This is a genomic window from Hymenobacter crusticola (genome assembly GCF_002154225.1).
Classification (GTDB): domain Bacteria; phylum Bacteroidota; class Bacteroidia; order Cytophagales; family Hymenobacteraceae; genus Hymenobacter; species Hymenobacter crusticola.
In genome coordinates this window covers 356,820-375,589 of the sequence record NZ_MTSE01000005.1, presented here as the reverse complement: position 1 = coordinate 375,589, position 18,770 = coordinate 356,820, and the positions used below count along the sequence as shown (strand labels likewise).

Below are 18,770 nucleotides of genomic sequence, written 5' to 3'. Positions count from 1 at the left end.
GGAGAAACTTGTGCCCAATCATTACTTAGCAGCTAGGTACCTGTTATCTTTGCAAATCCGGCCAAGGAGTCGGCAGTAGTTTACCTTCTGTTTTATTCGCTTTGCAATACCTCGAAGGACGCAAATACGTCGTACAGGCCATCTTTCTGGTGGTGGCCATGGTGTTTGGTGCACGTCTTTTCTACATTCAGGTGCTCGATGGCAGCTACAAGTTAGCCGCTGACCGCAACACCTTGCAGCGCATTGTTCAGACGCCCTACCGCGGTCTGATTTACGACCGCAACCATAAGCTGCTGGTGCAGAATACACCCGTGTATGACTTAATGGTAGTGCCCCGGGAGGTAAAGCGCCTCGATACCGCTCGCTTTTGCCAAGTAATGCAAATGACGGTGGAGGAAGTACGCGAAGGCTTGAAAACGGCCAAGACCTTCTCGCGGGTGAAAGCTTCGCCCTTGGTGCAGAACCTGAGTACGCCGGAGCTAGCAGCCATCCAAGATAACTTGATTGATTTTCCGGGCTTTAGTATTCAGGCCCGGATGGCACGAGCCTACGAAACGCAAAACCTAGCACATACCCTAGGTTACGTTGGCACCATTACGCCGGCGCTGATGGAAAATCCGAAGTACGCCAAGTACCAACCCAACGAGTTTCTGGGCCGTAGCGGCTTGGAGTCGTTCTATGAGCAGCAACTGATGGGACGGCGCGGTGTGAAGTACCGCATGGTCAACGTGCGGGGCATCGAAAAGGGCGCTTTTCGGGGCGGCGAGTTCGATACGCTTTCGGTGGCAGGGCAGGACCTACACACCAGCATCGACATTGATCTACAGCAGTACGGGGAAATGCTGATGGCTGGCAAACGGGGCTCGGTGGTCGCCCTCGATCCTAAAACCGGCGAGATACTAGCCGCCGTTTCGGCTCCCGCCTACGACCCAGCTGTGCTGACCGGAAAAGGCATGGGCAACCGCTACATGGACCTGTTGAATCAGAAGGAGCGGCCTCTATATAATCGCCCCCTAGGGGCCCCGCAGCCACCGGGCTCGGTATTCAAACTCGTAAATGAGCTGGTGGCCTTGCAAATGGGTACGGTGTCGCCGGCTACGGGTTTCCCTTGCAATTGGAGCCTAGTGCGGTGTACGCACCGCCACGAGTACCCAAGCAATGTGAGCATTGCCATCAAGAACAGCTGTAATCCATACTTCTACCAAGTAATGCGGACGGCAGTGATGCGTGGTCGTTCGCGCAACGCCCGGGAAGATGTACGCCTAGGTCTGGCCGAATGGCGTCGCCAAGTGATGTCCTTCGGCCTAGGCGATAAGCTAGGGGTAGATATGGGTTCCGAAACCAAGGGGCGCATTCCCAAACCTGAGTTTTACGACAAGCTATACGGCCACCATGGCTGGAACTTCCGCACCATTTACTCCCTTTCTATTGGACAAGGTGAGATGGGGGTAACCACGATGCAGATGGCGAATGTGCTGGCTACTATTGCCAACCGGGGGTACTACTACACGCCGCATTTTGTGCGCGGCATTGGTAATGGGGGGCCGCTGCCCGAATATCAGCAGCGTCACCACACGACCGTAGCGCCCCAGCATTTCGAGGAAATCATTCCGGGTATGCAGCAAGTCGTGGATGGCCGTGGAGGTACGGGCAACTATGCGAGCTTAGCTCAGTTTGGTATTTCGATGGCGGGCAAAACGGGTACCGTACAAAACCCCCACGGGGCTGACCACGCCACCTTCGCCGCTTTTGCGCCGGTCGAAGACCCTAAGATTGCCATTGCCGTGTTTATCGAAAATGCTGGCTTCGGCGGTAACTCGGCCGCGCCCCTCGCGTCGCTGATGATCGAGAAATACCTGCGCGGCAAGGTGGTGCGCAAGAAGTGGGAGGAGTGGCTGCCCGGCAGCGCCGACCGTTTCGTGAAGCACCACTAATCGTTGGCTGACGTCTGCGTGCGGCGGCGCATGCCAGAAGGTAACCGCCGCTTTGTTCTAGTGCTCTTTTGCTACCGCTCATGCGAAGAGCTAGGTAAAGCAAGTAAGCTTACCTAGCTCTTGCCAACCAACCAGCCACAGCTCACCCTCAATGCCTTCCTCACCAGCGCGTTACAGCCGTAGTATCGATTGGATTACCGTCGGGATTTATTTCCTGATGGTGTTCCTCGGTTGGCTGAACGTGTATGCCGCTAGTTACTCTCCCGACGCGCCTTCCAATGCATTTAGCCTGAGTTTTAGTGAGTTGATGCAATTCAACTGGTTTAAGCAAATCCTATGGATTGGGACGGCAGTGGTGCTCATTGTGGTTTTAGTCGTTATCGACTACAAGGCCTACGACACCTTCGCCTTTGGCCTCTACGGAGGCATGATACTGCTGCTGCTCATTACCTTGGTGATTGCCCGGCCGATTGCGGGGTCCCGCTCGTGGCTGGAACTAGGTCCGGTGCGGTTGCAACCCGCCGAATTTGCGAAGTTTACGACGGCCTTGGCGGTGTCACGCTTTATGGCGAGCACCAACTTGCGGCACCAAAGCTGGCGCGACCACCTCGTGCTCGCCGGCCTGACGCTGCTGCCGCCGCTACTCATTATTGCCTCCAACGAAACCGGACAAGCATTAGTGTTTGGCGCCTTCTTGCTGGCCTATTTCCGGGAGGGCATGTCGCCCCTTATTCTGATTGTACTAGCTGCCGCGGGTGCTATCCTCATTCTGGCGCTGCTCATCCCGAAGCTGTGGCTGGTGGGCGCATTCACGGTGATGCTAGGGGTCGTCTTCTTGTTTAATTCGCGGGTAATGCGCCATCATTTGCCCCTAGCCCTTAGTGTGTGGGGCATCGTGGTGGGAATGGTGTTCGGGGTTGATTTCTTCTTCAACAACGTTTTGCAGCCCCACCAGCGCAAGCGGATTGAGGTTCTGATCAATCCTTCGGCCGACCCGCTAGGTGTGGGCTGGAACGTTACGCAGTCCAAAATTGCCATTGGCTCGGGAGGCTTGGTCGGGAAGGGCTTCTTGGAAGGCACCCAAACCAAGTTCGACTTCGTGCCCGAACAGAGCACCGACTTCATCTTCTGCACCGTGGGCGAGGAGTGGGGCTGGGTCGGCAGCTCGGTTGTTATCGTTTTGTTTATGACGCTGCTGGCCCGCGTCCTGTACGTCGCTGAGCGCCAGAAATCCGTGTTTGGCCGCACGTATGGGTACTGCGTGGCCAGCATTATCTTCTTCCACTTCGCCGTTAATATCGGCATGACGATCGGGCTAGCACCCGTCGTGGGAATTCCGTTGCCTTTCTTTAGCTACGGGGGGTCTTCGCTGTGGTCGTTTACAACGCTGCTGTTTATTCTGCTTGCTATTGATGCTTACCGTAAGCAGGATCTGGTGCGCTAGCCCCTGTTTTCCGGGTTAGTTCGTGGTGGGCTTTGGAGCCAGCGGAAGGAGGGATGCCGGGTTAAAATCAAGCTGAAGGCCACGGCAAAGACCGGCGAAAAAAGATAGCCCATACGCGCCAGCTCGCTTGACAGAAGCATGTGAACTACGACCACAAGACCTAGCCCCGCACTTGCCCAGCCCAGGGGTTGCAGCCAAGAACGAATCTGAGCCCAACTACCTCGCGCTCCGAGCAACAGTACCAAGCTGAAAAAGCCGAAAATGCTGAAAATCTCTCCTACTCCTTTGAGCGAGAAGAGGCGGTGAAGAGAGTACGATACGTTTTCAAAGTGGCTGAAAGCATTCTGCACACTAGCTTGTGCCTCCGCTCCGGCTTGCTGATCGACCCAATGGCGAACGGCGTAAGCAAGTAGGCCTGACGCCACAAGCCACAAAAGTTGCCAGGGCCAGCGTACAGCTCGTTGGCTAAACAGCAACAACCAAGGCGCCAGAAAAACGAACGACTCTTTAGCATGCGGACCTAGCAAGATACAAGCCACCAAGGCAAGGCTCGAACCGCTCCGGGCGGCGTAAAAAGCTAGGGCAAATACCAGCATATATAAGCTGTCGACCAGAGGCAAGCCCGCTAGGTAGACAGCCCAGCGACTCGTCAGTACGGCGACCATGCCTAGCAGGGCCGCCGTTGGTGTGGCGCCGTAGAGTAGACATGTCTGAAAGATCACCACGCCCGTTGCTGCTAGCAATAAGGTGTTTACCAGGTAAAAAGCTAGGCGCAACGCCCAGTCGCTCGTTGCGCGCTGGGGCCAAATATGGGCATAGATGCGTTCTAGCGGCCACGCTACGGCAGCGGCAGCGGCCGGTACCAGTACGCGGTAACGTCGCGTGACGCTATTTCCTCTAAACTCGCCTCGTGCCACACCCAAGTAGCTGCGCGTGTCGAGTGAGTGCGAGAAGTCATAGTGCACGTACATGGTGTAGGCACTACCGGCTACCGTACCCACCGCAAACAGATACACGAGCAGCAGTTGGCGCCAGCGTAGCCAAAAGCTAGGAGGCAAAGCGGCGAGAGGAGAAAACACGCTAGCAGCTTAAGCGAACTTGCGTTCAATAAGCTTCAACAGCTTATTCACATGCTCTTCCTTCCGGACCCAGCCGTATTTCTGCGCTAGCTCATCGGCGACGTAGCGTCGGGCCGTATCGGCGTCGGGGAGGCTATCGAGTTGCTGAATGGCCGCGTGGTATTCCATGTTTTCGCCGTTGAATAGCTCATTAATAAAGCTGAAGCGCTGGTTAATGGAAATAGCCTCGCGCAGTGACTCAACTTTGGGAGCCTTCTCGGCTAAAGTGGTACCGTTGGGCCGCTCCGGCCGCAGGGTTTCGCTGAGCGAAGTACCCGTTGGCCGCTCGGCCCGTAGCTTCTCATGGAGCGGAACCGCGCCACCTGTCGCCGCTTCCACCAGCGGACGTCGTGGTGCTTCAGTTGGGGGGCTAGGTTTATGTTCGACGACTACGGGGCTAGCAGCAGGTTGGGGCGCTAGCTCGACAGGTTCTGCCGCAGCGCGTGGCACTGGCTTGTTTTCGGGCTTGGCCGGTTCGGGTGCGACCGGGCTAGCTTCCAGCAAGTCGGCCTCGGTGAGCGGCAGCAGCGTGTCAAGTTCCTGCATCAGCTTCGCAAACGCGTCGTTGGGCAGCGGATTGCTTTCCTGGTATTGCTGAAAGCCCGTGAGTAGAATACGCCGCTCCAGTGGCTTGTCCGGCGTTAACGTATCCAAGAAGCCTTGATACAGTGCTTTTTCTACGTCCAAGTAGCGCAATGCATCGCGCAGCTGCTCCACGCTGGCGTAGGGCTGCGCATTGAGCAGTTTCAAATCAAAGGTGGTAGTTGGGTCGAGAACGACGGCGAAGGTATCAGCAACGGCGCGGGCGAGTAACGGCTCGAAGGCCGTACGCGTGAGTTTGATGCGGCGCGACAGTACATTCATGAATTGCGTGAGGGCCTGGCGGACATCAGGAGCTTCAAAGTCGAAGTAAGGGCTGCGCAGGCGCGCCATTTCGGCTGTCCATTGAGCTAGCAGTTGCTGCACAACAAACAGATTGATTTGTCGGATGGGCGTAAAGCGCAGAATGGCCGGTCCATCGAGCGTAGCCGTGGGTGGCATGGCGGGGGCGGCAAAGTGTTGCTGGCAAAGGTGGTCGGCAAGGCGACGGCCGTACTGTTCGCGCTTTGCCTGGCTATATTTATTGTTCATTTGGAAGCCTGATTCAACTGGCAATTTAGAGAAAGATGCCCACTCTACTGATAGAAAACCTGCCTGGCGGCACCGTATCTGTGGCTAAGGATAGTACGCTTTTAAAGGCCTTGCAAGCTTCCGGCCACGACTGGCTGCACGCCTGCGGTGGGAAGGGGCGCTGCACCACCTGCCGCCTAGAAGTAATAGAAGGCCTAGCTCACTTAACGCCGCCAACCGATGCCGAATTGCGCTACCAAGCTGCCGGGCGCCTTTTAGCGCACGAGCGTCTTACGTGCCAAACGCGCCTGCTTGAGGGCACAGTACGTGGCCGCGTACCACGTGCCACCCAGCTGCCGCACGTGCAGTATAGTAGCTAGGAGAAGACTGCTTGACTACCTGAACGATAGGTAGCGAACGAGGTCTGCTAGGGCGAAAAGACGGCGGCTTCCAACCATAAAGTTGTAATTTCGATTGTTAGGATTGAGGAAAAACGGCCTACTCGCCGCATCATTACTCAATTACTTCATCACTCAGTTACTCGCATTGTGTTTATAGAACCTCGCGTCGGCACGAGCCGCGACCTCCCCCGCCGGGGCTGGATTGAAGTAGTCTGTGGCTCCATGTTTTCCGGCAAAACGGAGGAGCTGATTCGTCGCCTCAACCGCGCTAAAATTGCGCGGCAGCGGGTTGAGATTTTCAAGCCGGCGCTGGACAAACGTTACCACGAGCTCGATGTCGTGTCGCACAACGCCAATAGCATCCGCTCCACGCCGGTGGCTTTGGCGCAGGAAATTCTGTTGCTCGCTAGTGGATGCGACGTGGTGGGCATCGACGAAGCACAATTCTTTGACGAATCCCTGGTGGAGGTGTGCTCGCAGCTGGCCAACCGAGGCACGCGCGTAATTGTAGCCGGCCTAGATATGGATTACACCGGGAAACCCTTCGGGCCAATGCCCGCGCTCATGGCCGTGGCCGAGTTTGTGACGAAGGTGCACGCCGTCTGTGTGTGCTGTGGTGAGCTAGCCGCCTATTCATTCCGCATTGCTGCCTCCGAAGACAAAATCTTACTTGGGGAAACCGATTCGTACGAAGCGCGCTGCCGGCCGTGTTTTCTGGAAGGAATGAAGGAGAAAAATCCGGAGTCGGTTCGGGCGGCGGCTAAGCACTAAATACAGCGGCAGACCGTTATCTTCCGTCGTTCTTTCGCTGTTATCCTCTGCCAATGAATTATTTGCTACTCGCTTGCCGCCGGTTGAACTGGCTTGTTATTATTTTACTGATCCTGAGTGCTTATACGGCTAGTGGCCAAAGTACAGTGGGCTACGGCGACTGGCAGCTCTACCTGCCCAACAACCGGGCGAAGGTGGTAACGGATGCTGGCGACCGGGTATATGTGGTCGCCGAAGGTGCGTTCTTTTACTACGATAAAAACCTGAATACAACCCGCTTGCTGACGCGTCGTGACGGCTTAAGTGATGTAGGCGTGAACACGGCAGCCTACGACTCGGTAAGCCAACAGACCATAATTGCCTATAAAAGCGGCAACATCGACGTATTGCGCGCCGATGGCTCGGTGCAAAACGTGACCGACGTATTGCGCAAGCAGATCTCAGGCGACAAGACCATCAATAACATTTATTTCAGCGGTAAATCGGCGTATCTCTCTTGCAGCTTTGGCCTGCTGCTGTTCGATATGACTAAGCTGGAGGTGCGTGAAAGCTATGGCAACATTGGTCCAAACGGAGCTAGCGTGCAGGTGTACGCAACGACCGTGGCAAACGGCCAACTGTTTGCCGCCACTTCCGTGGGCATCATGCACGGTTCGCTCACCGATAACTTGCTTGATTATAACCGCTGGACGATTGACCAGCTAGGGGGTAAGGGAAATGGCGACTTCTACCAAACCATAGCCACGTATAATGGCCAAGTATATGCGGGCATAAAGCAGTCGGTGCTGTTCGTGTATAAGGGGAGCACAACCGGCTGGACTGATGTGCCCGGAACGTACAATGACGCTTTCCGTCATTTGCGGCCAATTGGCTCGCAACTATATGTAGTTTCAAGTGCTGGCATTGGTACAGTGAATAAGGCCGGGCAGTACGCACCTCTGATTAAAAGCCAAAGCCAAGTGCCAAGCCCTCAAGATGCACTACGTGCCAAAGGTGGCAAACTGTTTATTGCCGACAACACCCGAGGCTTATTAACGACGAGTGATGGTGGACAAACATTAGAAAGCTTCGTGACCAATGCACCTGCCAATGCTCTAGGGTTTAGCTTGTTGGCCGATCGGGCTACAAATGCGGTGGATGTGTTCAGCGGAGGCTATCAAACCAGCTACTTGCAGAGCGAAAACTACCTAGGTTTTTACGAGTACCGGGATGGGCAATGGACGAACTTCAACAAGACTACCTTTCCAGACATAAGTCAATATCCCAATCCTAAAGACTTAACACGTGGGACCCGCACACCCGACGGAACGCTCTACGTTGGGAGTTATGGTAACGGGATGCTACAATGGAAAGGTCCTGGAGAATTCAAACTGTTCGGACCTTCGAATAGCCCCCTCAAAACAGCTGATGTAAAATATAACGATCCAAACTACACGCGTGTAACTGATTTAACGACTGATGCTGATGGAAATGTGTGGGTAGTTAATCGTTACCCAGAACGTCCAGGTACTTCGGGCGTGCACGTTTTTAAACCTTCCGACGAAACCTGGCGGACTCTGCCCTACTTTGCCGGGTCGGACAACCTAGACCGTATCGTCCTTGATGATTACAACGGCCTTTGGGCGTCGCGGGCGCGGCTAGGGCTTGCTGGCGCTGTAAACGGGGTCGTAGCGTATGATGAAGCTACAGGCACCACGCGCACCTTCTCCGACACCGATGGTGGCTTGCCAGGCCGTGAGGTCTATGCCATCGTAAAAGACCGCAAAGGCGCTATTTGGGTTGGTACTTCTTCCGCTGGTGCCGCCTCCGGCTTGGCCGGTGCAGTAGCCGTATTTAGTGATCCTAGTCAAGCGTTTTTGTCTGGTAACGATACCGGCTTCCAAGTGCCCATCGTGCGGCGTGGCGAAACGAGCGGCTTTCCGCTCTTACGGGGTGAAACGGTGCTGTGTATTGCCGTGGATGGCGGCAACCGCAAGTGGTTCGGGACGGAACGGGGGCTCTGGCTTTTTAACGAAGACGCCGACGAAGCGCTATTGCACTTCACGACCGACGACTCGCCGCTGCCCTCCAACCGCATCGTGGATATAGCCGTGAATGATAAAACGGGCGAAGTGTTCGTGCTCACGGATGCTGGCCTAGCTTCATACCGCGGCGATGCCACGGTCACTGATGCCAAACCCAGTTGCGCCAGTGTATTTCCGAATCCCGTGCGCACCAACTTCACTGGCCAAGTTGGCATCTCGGGCCTCGCGAACAATGCCGTTGTAAAAATTACAGATATTACCGGCGCCCTCGTTTACCAGACGCGCGCCAACGGTGGCACTGTAACTTGGAACCTAGCTGACTACAGCGGGCGCAAGGTGCAGTCGGGAGTGTACTTGGTCCTGACCTCCGACGCCGATGGCAACCAAGGGTGCATCAGCAAGATTGCCGTAGTGCAACAATAAAGAAAGGAATTGACTACTTGAGTAACTGAACCAGGGAGTACGTTGTGGTTGAACGATATTACGCAACTGCTCCGTTATTCAGTTACTCTTTACTTAGTTTCCTGCCGAAGTATGCTAATCAAAACCCGTGGTATCGTGCTGAACTATATGCGGTACCGCGAAACATCTATTATTGCGCGCGTTTACACGGAGCACCTAGGCCTGCAAACGTACATCGTTAATGGAGTGCGCAAAGCGAAGCCGCCGGGCCGCATTGCGCTGTTTCAGCCCTTCACGCTGCTCGACCTAGTCGCGTATACGTCGCGGCAGGGCGGTATTACGCGCCTGTCGGAGTACCGCTGTGAGCATCAGTTTCGTTCGTTGCCGTACGACGTGCGCAAGAGCAGCGTGGTGCTATTCTTGTCGGAAATGGTGAGCCGAACGGTGCTGGAGGAAGAGCAGAACGAACCGCTGTTCAGCTTCCTGCACGACTCTATCCTCGCTTTCGATGCCCAGGAAGCGGGCTTCGAAAATTTCGCACTGACCTTCTTGCTTCAGCTAGCGTCCTACCTAGGTTTTGGGGCTGAAGCAGGTAGCGAAATCACAACGCAAGTTGCGTTTGCTACTGAAACGACCAACGCAGCGCGTGGCATAGGCCCCGCAGCGTTGCGCTTCCAAGAGTTCGACGGCTACTTCGACGAACTGATGCAACACCCGGCTCACGTTACCATTCCTAATGGGCGTGTCCGGCGTGAGTTGCTAGAAGTACTGATTCGCTACTATCAGCTGCACGTGGAAAAGCTAGGTGATATTCGTTCCTTAGATGTGCTGTCGGAGGTACTAGCGGAGTAAAGCTCACAGCAACACTGATTAACACAAAAAAGGCCTTCCCGCTGAGGAAGGCCTTTTTTGTGTTAAAGCTTATTTTATTTTCACTACCTCTAGCTCAAATTCCAAGTCGGTATCGGGCGGGATAATGTAGCGTCTGTCATCATCTGGGTCGCGGTTGCCTTTGTGACCATAAGCCAAGGCTGCCGGAATCCAAGCGTGAGCACGGGTACCAGCGGGGAGAAGCAGCGCTAGCTCGTCCCACCCCCGGATAACCTCACCACGACCCGCTCGGAAGCGGATAGGCGCCCCATCGGCAACGGAAGCATCAAAGATGCGCCCGTTGGGCAGATAGCCCGTATAGCGCATGGTGAGCCGGTCGCCGGGCTGGGCTAGGTTACCCGTACCTTTTTGCCGGATGACGTACCGCACGCCGCTAGCTGTGCGCAAGGTGTCTGCCGACTGCGCTAGAGCCGCTGTACCCACCACAAGCCCAAAGAATAGCAGGAGCATATACCTACCGAAGTTGGCTGCGCAGCGCTTCATATTCCAGCTGATTGGTGCAAAGCTTGGCGTGGTTATGTAGTCTACTTGATGTCGGCTAGCTCCACGTCGAAACGCAACGGCGCGTTCGGAGGAATAGCGTTGCCAGCACCAGTCGACCCGTACCCTAGGGCAGAAGGAATCAGCAGAATGGCTTTTTGTCCCTTGTTCATTGAAGCAAACCCTTCGTGCCAGCCGTAGATCACGTTGGTAACATTTAGGGTAAAGTAATACGGGGTAAGAGCGCCCGTCGTAGCATTTACCTGCGAGGCGTCAAAAAGCTTGTTGTCGGGAATTGTATAGCCCTTGTAGTAGGTCGTGAGGGCCTGGCCTGGCTGAGCGACGGCACCAGTTCCTGCCTTCTTCGTTACAATGTAAACACCCGAGGGGCGGCGTACCACATTTTTGAAGCTGCTGTCGGCAATGTACTTGGTGATGGTAAGCGAGTCGGCAACGAAGATAGCGCGCATCTGAGCCTTCTGTTCGCGGTCGATGGCATCGTAGTCGACTTCATCCTTTTTGCAGGAGGCAAGTAAAGGCACTGCGGCGAAAGCTAGCGCCGTCAAACGAAGCAAGGAAGAAGAAAAAAGGTGTGTCATAGTACCTTTGAAGTTAAGAAAAAAGCCCCGCCAGCTGAATTCCCGACGAGGCTTATTTCCACTTAATTCTATTTGATGTCAACTAGTTCCACGTCAAAGCGGAGCGGTGCGTCGGCCGGAATATCAGCCCCTGCGCCGCGCTGCCCGTAGGCCAGCGAAGACGGAATGAGGAGCGTTGCCTTGCTGCCTTTGCTGAGTAGTGCAATGCCTTTGTCCCAACCTGGAATCACTTGTCCTACCCCTAGGGCGAAGGAGATTGGCTTGCCACCGTTGCCTTTGGCCGAAGAGTCAAACTCCTTGCCGTCGAGCAGTGTGCCACGATATTGCACGGATACCGTTTGGCCTTGCTTAGGCTTCGCGCCCGCGCCGGGCTGCGTCACTACGTAGTAGATACCCGACGTGTCGCGCTGCGCCGTGAGGTTGTTTTTCTTGATGTAGTCTTGCAGAACAACGTCATCTTTCTTCAGCTGATCTTTGGCGTGCGCCATCATCTTCTGCTGCGCATCCACCATCGACTTCTGCTGGTCGGCCATGGCTTCCTCGCGGGTCTGCACTTTGTCGACTTTCACGTACATGGTCATGGTAGGACCAGCCTTTTTCATGAATGGCGGCACTGGCGACTTAAACGACTTGGCAAAGATGCTGTCCACATTGAAACGGAACACGCCACTATCGCCGGGCTGAAGCAGCGAAATGGCTTCTTCTAAGCCACCCTTGGTTTTTACTTCTTGCAGCTCAATGCGCATCGGAATGCCCATCTGCTGCTTGCGCGAGTTGAACAAGACGGAGTCTTTGCCGGTGCGGTACTCCACATTCAGAGCCATCACTTTGCCCGTCCGCTCTTTGTAGGTAGCGTCGCCCTCGGGGGCTACTTCGCGGGCGTCGTACTTGCCTTTGCCTGTGCTCTTGAAGACTTTGTATTCAAAGCCCGATTTGGCCTTCTTGAATTCGCCACCGCCCTTGTTGCAGGAGGCTAGGCCTAAAACGCCGGCTGCCAGAGCCAGACTCAGAAAATTGCGTGAAAAGAGCATGAAATAGAAAAAGGATGATAAGGGAATTGGAGGCAAGTTACGCCGTCGGCGGCGCAACTGCCAAGGGAGCCGTTACAAGGCGAGTTTGGTACGCAGGCAGTAGATCTAAGAAGCGCTGCACCGTCACATTCAGCGGATCGTAGCTGATGCCACCAGAGGCATTGTGGTGGCCACCACCGTTGAAATGCTTGCGCGCAAACTCGTTCACGGAGAAGTCGCCCACCGAGCGGAAGGAAATCTTGACGGCCGAGCCGCGGTCGATTAGAATAGCGGCGAACACCACCCCTTCGATGCTGAGCGCGAAGTTCACCAAGCCTTCGGTATCACCGGTTTTCGACTGATACTGGCGCAGTTCATCCTGCGTAATGGCGATGTAGGCGGTGTTGTATTCGGGCAGCACCGTGAGCTTATCCTTCAGCACGAAACCTAGGAAGCGCAGACGCATCTCGGAGTGTGAGTCATAGATGCGGCGGTGCACCGAGCTTAGGTCAATGCCGGCGTCGAGCAACTCGGCAATGATCAGGTGCACGTTGCGCGAGGTGCTGGGGTGGCGAAACGAGCCCGTGTCGGTCATGATGCCGGCGTACAGACACTCGCCAATGCCCACGTCGATGAGGCGCTGGTCACCTAGGTCACGGATGACCTCAAATACCAGCTCCGCGGTGGCGGCAGCTTTGGGGTTGGAGAAATCTAGGTCGGCAAACTGCTCCGGCTCTAGGTGGTGGTCGATGAGCACCTTCGTCCCACGCGCGGCACGGATATACTCGCCCATTTCGTTGATGCGACCTAGGCAGCTGAAGTCGAGGCAAAAAATTACCTCGGCACGGCTGATAAGGTCGCGCACTTGCGCGTCGTTTTGCTGTGATTCGTAGATGACAACCTCGCTGTTACCCGGCATCCATTCCAGGAAGCTAGGGTAGTCAGAAGGCGTTACTACGGTCACGTGGTGCCCTTTTTTGCGGAGATAACCCGCCATGGCCAACGACGAGCCCAAGGCGTCAGCGTCGGGCTTGTGGTGCGTGGTGATGAAGATTTGCCGGGGCTGCGCAAGCAGCTCCTTCAAGTCGTTGATAGTGGACATTGCCTACTAATAGGTGGCTGAAAGTCGGGAGTTTACGCCGGAGCAAGGCGGCAAAAATCGGAAATATTACTGGGTTCAACAAAAGAAGGTGAAATTTGGTGCGGTAAGATGCAACTGAGTCGGGAGTATGTACGTATCGCCGCGCCCTTTTTCATTGCGTACTGATCCAATTGCGCAATAAGACTACTTTTGCGCCCAAAGAAGGACAAAATCCTTTTTACCTCTCACCTCACTCAGTTACTCATTCACCCCAGACTAGCATGGCAACGAATCGCACATTCACGATGATTAAGCCCGACGCGGTACAGGAAAACCACATTGGTGGCATTCTGCACATGATCGAAGAAGGCGGCTTCCGCATCGTTTCGCTGAAAAAAGTACGCCTGACGCCCGAGCGCGCCGGCAAGTTTTACGAAGTTCACAAGGAGCGTCCTTTCTACAACGACTTGGTGAAGTACATGTCGTCGGGCCCCATCGTAGCGGCTATCTTAGAGAAGGACAACGCCGTGGCTGACTTCCGCACGCTGATCGGGGCTACCAACCCAGCGCAGGCAGCTGAAGGTACCATCCGGAAGAAGTACGCCAAGAGTATTGAAGCCAACGCCGTACACGGCTCCGACTCTGACGAAAATGCGCAGATCGAAGGTGACTTCTATTTCAGCGCCGACGAGCAGTTTTAAGCTAGCCTACAGCTGAATTCAACTAAAAACCCGCTTTGCAAGCTGCAGAGCGGGTTTTTTCGTGTGCTATGTTTATACTGTTTTTATACTCAAAATAAACTTTGATTGTACTTACGGTAGGGTAAGTGCTTGATTAGCTTGTCTCAGAGCAGCAAGCTAATCAGAGAAAGCGCCATAATCACGTACAGCACGCCACTTATTTCGCGCGGCCGAAATAACAGCAATCGGATGAGGCCCCAGGAAAGAAAACCGCAGGCCATGCCAGTAGCAATAGAGAAGCTAAGAGGCATCATCAGGATGGTGAAGAGCGCCGGAATATACTCCTCAAACTTGCTGAAATCAAGGTGGCGGATTTGACTGATCATGAGCAAGCCGACAATGACCAGGGAAGGCGCCGTAGCGTAAGCCGGCACTATGCTGATAAGCGGTATGACAATCAGCGAGCCTAAGAAGAGCAGACTTGTAACCAACGCTGTGAGCCCCGTACGACCACCCGCTGCAATGCCCGTGGCCGATTCGATATAGGCAGTGCTAGGCGAAGTGCCAAGTAAACTACTGACGATGGCCGCCACCGCATCGATGTTCAGCATGCGACTGAGGCGTTCAATCTTGCCGTTTTCTTGTACCAATCCGGCCTCGCTGGCGCAAGCGACCAAGGTGCCTAGTGAGTCGAACATATTGATGTAGAACAGTGCAAACACGGGTCCCAGCAGGCTCCAACGCAAAGCACCTAGCACATCAAGTTTAAACGCTACGGGCGCTACCCGCACGCCGGAAGTAAAAACGCCCTCAGGCGGTGCTACCAAACCGGCCAAAGCGGCGACAAGCGTAGCTAGCACAATACCCAGTAGAATCGCACCCTTCACGTTGCGAATCAGCAAAGCTAGGGTCACGAAAAGCCCGCCTACGCTGATAACTACTGACGGCGTAAAGTTGCCAAGCATCACCAGCGTGTTGGGATTGGCTACCACTACGCCCATGTTGCGCAGGCCAATGAACAGCAAAAACATGCCGATGCCCACCGGAATAGCTGTGACGATGGAAGGCGGAATGGCTTCTACCAGCTTTTCGCGGGCCCCAATCAGGCTGAGTACCAGAAAAAGTACGCCGGCCCAAAACCCAATGCCTAATGCCACCGGCCACGGAATATGATTGGTGAGCACGAGCGTGTACGTAAAGAAAGCAGTCATCCCTAGCCCCGGCGCCACGGCTATCGGTACGTTGGCACCTAGGCCCATCAACGCCGTCGACAAGGCCGTGACCAGGCACGTCACGGCGATGAGGGCCTGCTTATCCAGGCCGGCGGCACCGAGGGTAGTGGGTACCACAAACACGATGTAGGCCATCGTGAGATACGTCGTGAGGCCGGCCACCACTTCGGTCCGGATCGTCGTCTGGTGGTGTTGAAGCCGAAACAGCTTTTCGAGTTGGGTTTGCATCAGGGCAGAAAGCTAGCCTAAAAATTAAAAAGGCCGTCGTGCGCAGCACGACGGCCTTTTGCCGGAATCTTAGTTGAAAATGTAGCGGATACCGAGCTGCGCCGTCCAGACGTCGCTGGCTACCGAGGGCGTTTGGCTGAGGGTCGCCGAGTTCTGGTAGGTAGTAGTAAGCAGGGTTTGGTTGGCACCCGTACCTAGGGTTGCCATGCGGTACTGCGGCACGCCAGCGGTGGTAGTGCCAGCCGCTATCAGCGGCGAGCGGTTGATGTAGAACTCGCCTACACCCCAGTTATGGTTTAGCAGGTTGCCCACGTTGAACACGTCGGCGCGGAATTGCAGGGTGTTGCGCTTCTTGCCTACGTTCACAAAGAACTCTTGTACCAAGCTCAAATCAGCGCGGGCTACCCAAGGCATCAGCACGCCGTTACGCTCCGTGTACTGGCCCCGGTGATCCTTCAGATACTTGTCTTGGTTGATGTACGCATCGAAGGCCGCCGCCTGCTGGGCAGCGGTGAACAGCGTGGTGATGGTGCCGTTGGCCGTGTTGGTAATGGGCAGAAAAGCTAGGTCGCTGGCCGAGTTGGGCACAAAGAGCAAGTCGTTGCCAGTGAAGCTGTCGCCGTTCTGGTCACCGCTGTAGGTGTAGCTAAAGCGACCTTGGTTGCGCGCTTCGTAGAACAGTGAGATTTGCGTCGCGCCAAAGTTGCCGTATTCTTTCCGGTACGATACCGAGCCAATTACGCGGTGGCGCAGGTCATTATCCGAGTAGGAGAGGCTAGGATAGTTGCCGCCGTTCACCGAATAAATACCGCCGTAGGTACCCGACGCCGTGGTGCCGGCCGACAGCAAGTCTTTCGCGTGCCCATAGTTGTAGGCGGCGCGCACAAATAAGCCGTTCGTGAACGGACGCTCCAGCTGCGCCGTCAGGCTGTACGAGGAGCCCTTGCTGGTATTGGTCAGGTAGTAGTTCTGGGTGATGGTCGAGTTCAGACGGTTGGCCGCGGCCGAGCCAGGGTAGCGCACCCGCGTGTCGGGCCCGGCGAAGTTGCCCAGCGCATCGGCCTGGTTGATGTTCACGTAGCGAATCGCATTGATGTTCTTATTGTAGATGAACTCCAAGGTGCCGATAATGCCCGCGAACAAGGTCTTGTCGATAGCTAGGTTGCTCTTCCACACCTGCGGGAAGCGGAAGTCCCGGTCGGTGATGTTCAGCTGGTAAGTAGGCGGCAGGGTCGGGTTGGCGGGGTAGTTGGCCGCAATATTCGGGCTGAACGGAATGGCCGTGGTGTTGGTCACGTCGGTTGTGCCGAGCAGGATACCGTTTTGGCCGATCTGGTTGCCGATCCACACGAATGCCGGACGACCGGTGAAAATGCCCGTACCGCCGCGCACTTGCAGAGTTTTGTTGTTCAGTACATCCCAGTTGAAGCCAACTCGCGGCGACCAAAGCGGCCTAGCTTTCGGCATTTCGTCGGTCCGTACTTGCAGCAGTTTGCCGTTTTCGTCCCGGAAGGTTAGCTCAGAAGCGGCTTGGTTTAGCAAGCCCGTCTTGTCGAAGAACGGCACGTCGGCCCGCACACCTAGGGTCACGCTCACGTTGGGCTTCGGCAGCCAGTTGTCTTGGAAGTACAGACCCGTATAGGTCACTTTGGTGCGCGAGGTCGGCAATGCGTTGCCGGGCAGCGCCGAGTACTGCTGCTGGTAGCGCACCAGGTTCACGGGCGAGGTGGGGGAGCCGGCCAAGGAGGCATTGGCAGCGGCGTAGAAGTCCGATAGCGAGCTATACGTGTACACGCCCACGCCATTCTGCACGAAGGTGTTGTTGTAGCTCAAGCGCTCTAGGTTGTACCCAGCCGTGAAGGTGTGGTTGCCGGCGTAGTACGAAAGGTTGTCCTGCAACTGTAGCGTCGAGTACGTCAGCAGGTTGTTGTACGTGAACGGGTCGAAGCCAAAGGAGAGATAAGTGGTGCCAGCGCTCTGAATATCCACCAGCGGAAAAGCGTTGCCCTGGTCGCGGTTCTCGTTTTGGTAAGTGTAGCCTAGGATCAGGTTGTTCGAAAGCTTCGGGGTGAAGGTCGAGTTCAGCTCCCCAATCACCGACTGGATCTTCTCCAGCTGCACGTAGTTTGAATTCTGGAACGTGAGCGAGTTCAGGTTACCGCGCCGCGCGCCACTTACGAAGCTGCCCGTGTTGATCGGTACATCCTGGCGCGAGTTCAGCATGTTGTAGCGAATGCTAGCGCGGTGCTTGTCGCTAATGTTGTAATCGAGCTTAGCGAGCAGCTTGTCGCTGCGGCGCTCTAGGTTGTAATCTTGGTAGGGACCGGTTTCGTAGCCGAAGTTGGTACGCAGGTAGTTGCTGATGTTATCTAGGTCGGAGGCTAGTACGCGGGTAGTGTTGCCAGCTACCGTTTCGCCGCCTTGGTTGGCGCGGTACTGCGTGGCGGGGTCAACGCGGCGCTCCAGCTCGCCATTTACGAAGAAGAATAGCTTATCCTTGATGATCGGGCCACCGAGGCGGAAGCCAGCCTGCTTGTTAGAGAAATTATTGACGGTGAGCTTGGTGTTCTTGGCTCGGTCGCCGACCAACTTATCGCCCTGAATATTGTAGAACACCGAACCCGAAAACTCGTTGGTGCCGCTGCGCGTCACGGCGTTCACGCCTGCGCCCACAAAGCCGCTCTGGCGCACGTCGTACGGGGCCACGTTCACCTGAATTTGCTCGATAGCGTCGAGGCTGATGGGCGAGGAGTTCGTGCGGCCACCGGGCTGCCCCGCCAGGCCAAAGCTGCTGTTCAGAATAGAACCGTCCACGGTGATGTTGTTCAGGCGGTTGTCCTGGCCGCCGAAGCTCTGCCCGTTGGCCTGGGGCGTGAGGCGCGTGAAGTCGGTGAGGGAGCGGCTCAGCGTGGGCAGCGAGTTGATGGCCTCACGCGTGATGTTGGTGGCCGCGCCCGTACGATCTGAGCTGAATACGCCGTTCTTATTACCCGTCACCACTACCTCTTGCAGGGCACTCGATTGATCGGCGAGGTTGAAGCTGAAAGTGCCCGCCATGCCGAGAGCTAGCTGAATGTTGTCGAGGACTTTGGTTTCGTAGCCAACGTAGCTGACGGTCACGGTGTAAGGCCCACCCACGCGCATGTTGGGTAGGTTGTAGCGGCCGTCGGAGTTCGTGGCCGTGCCGTACTTGGTGCCGGATGGCGTATGAACAGCAACGACGCTAGCGCCGGGCAGCGACTGACCTTTGGTGTCCTTGACGATGCCCGTCATAGAGGACGTGGTGACGCCCTGCGCCCAGCCCGCTTGGTGGGCCAGCAGGCACAGCACCAGCAGTAAAATTCGTGAGTACAAGCTTCTCATGG

The 18,770-nt window shown here is 55.7% G+C and carries 15 protein-coding genes; 7 read left to right on the top strand and 8 right to left on the bottom strand.

Translation table 11 applies throughout. From position 1 onward, the window contains the following. The first annotated feature begins 101 nt into the window (after positions 1–101). Together mrdA and rodA are read left to right on the top strand one after the other, a co-directional pair. Positions 102–1,934 (top strand): penicillin-binding protein 2, encoded by a 1,833-nt coding sequence (mrdA, locus tag BXP70_RS12900; RefSeq protein ID WP_086594485.1) that lies wholly within the window; start codon positions 102–104, stop codon positions 1,932–1,934. Positions 1,935–2,085: 151 nt separating this feature from the next. Next, complete coding sequence (gene rodA, locus BXP70_RS12895) at positions 2,086–3,378, top strand: rod shape-determining protein RodA (protein WP_086594484.1); 1,293 nt, start codon at positions 2,086–2,088, stop codon at positions 3,376–3,378. Here rodA and BXP70_RS12890 read toward each other — a convergent pair. Continuing rightward, entirely contained in the window at positions 3,375–4,436 is a 1,062-nt protein-coding gene (locus tag BXP70_RS12890; protein WP_086594483.1) for a hypothetical protein, read from the bottom strand. The two genes, rodA and BXP70_RS12890, sit on opposite strands and share 4 nt — an antisense overlap. Positions 4,437–4,466: 30 nt before the next feature. After that, positions 4,467–5,627 carry a hypothetical protein gene (locus BXP70_RS12885; protein WP_086594482.1) on the bottom strand — a complete coding sequence of 387 codons (1,161 nt, stop codon included), beginning with the start codon at positions 5,625–5,627 and terminating at the stop codon, positions 4,467–4,469. A gap of 35 nt (positions 5,628–5,662) precedes the next feature. On the opposite strand from BXP70_RS12885, the gene BXP70_RS12880 reads away from it, so the two are divergent. From BXP70_RS12880 to recO, 4 genes are all read left to right on the top strand, one after another. Continuing rightward, a complete protein-coding gene (locus BXP70_RS12880) occupies positions 5,663–5,986 on the top strand; it encodes a 2Fe-2S iron-sulfur cluster-binding protein (protein ID WP_086594481.1) in 324 nt (107 codons plus the stop codon). Positions 5,987–6,154: 168 nt separating this feature from the next. Continuing rightward, positions 6,155–6,778: a thymidine kinase gene (locus BXP70_RS12875; RefSeq protein WP_086594480.1), complete on the top strand. Its 624-nt coding sequence runs from the start codon at positions 6,155–6,157 to the stop codon at positions 6,776–6,778. Between the two features lie 53 nt (positions 6,779–6,831). Next, on the top strand, positions 6,832–9,225 hold the full coding sequence (gene porZ, locus BXP70_RS12870) for a type IX secretion system anionic LPS delivery protein PorZ (protein WP_086594479.1): 2,394 nt from the start codon (positions 6,832–6,834) through the stop codon (positions 9,223–9,225). 111 nt (positions 9,226–9,336) lie between these two features. Further along, a complete protein-coding gene (gene recO / locus BXP70_RS12865) occupies positions 9,337–10,056 on the top strand; it encodes a DNA repair protein RecO (protein ID WP_086594478.1) in 720 nt (239 codons plus the stop codon). A gap of 69 nt (positions 10,057–10,125) precedes the next feature. Here recO and BXP70_RS12860 read toward each other — a convergent pair whose 3' ends face one another. The 4 genes from BXP70_RS12860 to BXP70_RS12845 all read right to left on the bottom strand — a co-directional run bounded on the left by BXP70_RS12860 (position 10,126) and on the right by BXP70_RS12845 (position 13,286). Next, the gene (locus BXP70_RS12860) at positions 10,126–10,545 is read right to left on the bottom strand and encodes an FKBP-type peptidyl-prolyl cis-trans isomerase (protein WP_086594523.1); all 420 of its coding nucleotides are present in this window, start codon (positions 10,543–10,545) and stop codon (positions 10,126–10,128) included. Between the two features lie 74 nt (positions 10,546–10,619). Beyond that, entirely contained in the window at positions 10,620–11,174 is a 555-nt protein-coding gene (locus tag BXP70_RS12855; protein WP_218779782.1) for an FKBP-type peptidyl-prolyl cis-trans isomerase, read from the bottom strand. A gap of 68 nt (positions 11,175–11,242) precedes the next feature. Next, positions 11,243–12,205 carry an FKBP-type peptidyl-prolyl cis-trans isomerase gene (locus BXP70_RS12850; RefSeq protein WP_086594477.1) on the bottom strand — a complete coding sequence of 321 codons (963 nt, stop codon included), beginning with the start codon at positions 12,203–12,205 and terminating at the stop codon, positions 11,243–11,245. A 37-nt stretch (positions 12,206–12,242) separates the two neighbouring features. Beyond that, complete coding sequence (locus tag BXP70_RS12845) at positions 12,243–13,286, bottom strand: DHH family phosphoesterase (protein WP_086594476.1); 1,044 nt, start codon at positions 13,284–13,286, stop codon at positions 12,243–12,245. Positions 13,287–13,546: 260 nt separating this feature from the next. Between BXP70_RS12845 and BXP70_RS12840 the strand changes: the two genes are divergently transcribed. Next, positions 13,547–13,966, top strand: a complete 420-nt coding sequence (locus BXP70_RS12840; protein ID WP_086594475.1) for a nucleoside-diphosphate kinase — start codon at positions 13,547–13,549, stop codon at positions 13,964–13,966. A gap of 143 nt (positions 13,967–14,109) precedes the next feature. On the opposite strand, the gene BXP70_RS12835 is transcribed toward BXP70_RS12840, so the two are convergent. Continuing rightward, entirely contained in the window at positions 14,110–15,405 is a 1,296-nt protein-coding gene (locus BXP70_RS12835; RefSeq protein WP_086594474.1) for an NCS2 family permease, read from the bottom strand. A gap of 69 nt (positions 15,406–15,474) precedes the next feature. Further along, the gene (locus BXP70_RS12830) at positions 15,475–18,768 is read right to left on the bottom strand and encodes a TonB-dependent receptor (protein WP_086594473.1); all 3,294 of its coding nucleotides are present in this window, start codon (positions 18,766–18,768) and stop codon (positions 15,475–15,477) included. Between the last annotated feature and the right edge of the window lie 2 nt (positions 18,769–18,770).

Excerpts from the sequence above, each read along its gene's own strand:
- rodA (WP_086594484.1), top strand. The coding sequence starts at position 2,086 with ATGCCTTCCTCACCAGCGCGTTACAGCCGTAGTATCGATTGGATTACC.
- BXP70_RS12885 (WP_086594482.1), bottom strand. The coding sequence starts at position 5,627 with ATGAACAATAAATATAGCCAGGCAAAGCGCGAACAGTACGGCCGTCGC.
- BXP70_RS12880 (WP_086594481.1), top strand. The coding sequence starts at position 5,663 with ATGCCCACTCTACTGATAGAAAACCTGCCTGGCGGCACCGTATCTGTG.
- porZ (WP_086594479.1), top strand. The coding sequence starts at position 6,832 with ATGAATTATTTGCTACTCGCTTGCCGCCGGTTGAACTGGCTTGTTATT.
- recO (WP_086594478.1), top strand. The coding sequence starts at position 9,337 with ATGCTAATCAAAACCCGTGGTATCGTGCTGAACTATATGCGGTACCGC.
- BXP70_RS12860 (WP_086594523.1), bottom strand. The coding sequence starts at position 10,545 with ATGCTCCTGCTATTCTTTGGGCTTGTGGTGGGTACAGCGGCTCTAGCG.
- BXP70_RS12855 (WP_218779782.1), bottom strand. The coding sequence starts at position 11,174 with ATGACACACCTTTTTTCTTCTTCCTTGCTTCGTTTGACGGCGCTAGCT.
- BXP70_RS12850 (WP_086594477.1), bottom strand. The coding sequence starts at position 12,205 with ATGCTCTTTTCACGCAATTTTCTGAGTCTGGCTCTGGCAGCCGGCGTT.
- BXP70_RS12845 (WP_086594476.1), bottom strand. The coding sequence starts at position 13,286 with ATGTCCACTATCAACGACTTGAAGGAGCTGCTTGCGCAGCCCCGGCAA.
- BXP70_RS12840 (WP_086594475.1), top strand. The coding sequence starts at position 13,547 with ATGGCAACGAATCGCACATTCACGATGATTAAGCCCGACGCGGTACAG.
- BXP70_RS12835 (WP_086594474.1), bottom strand. The coding sequence starts at position 15,405 with ATGCAAACCCAACTCGAAAAGCTGTTTCGGCTTCAACACCACCAGACG.
- BXP70_RS12830 (WP_086594473.1), bottom strand. The coding sequence starts at position 18,768 with ATGAGAAGCTTGTACTCACGAATTTTACTGCTGGTGCTGTGCCTGCTG.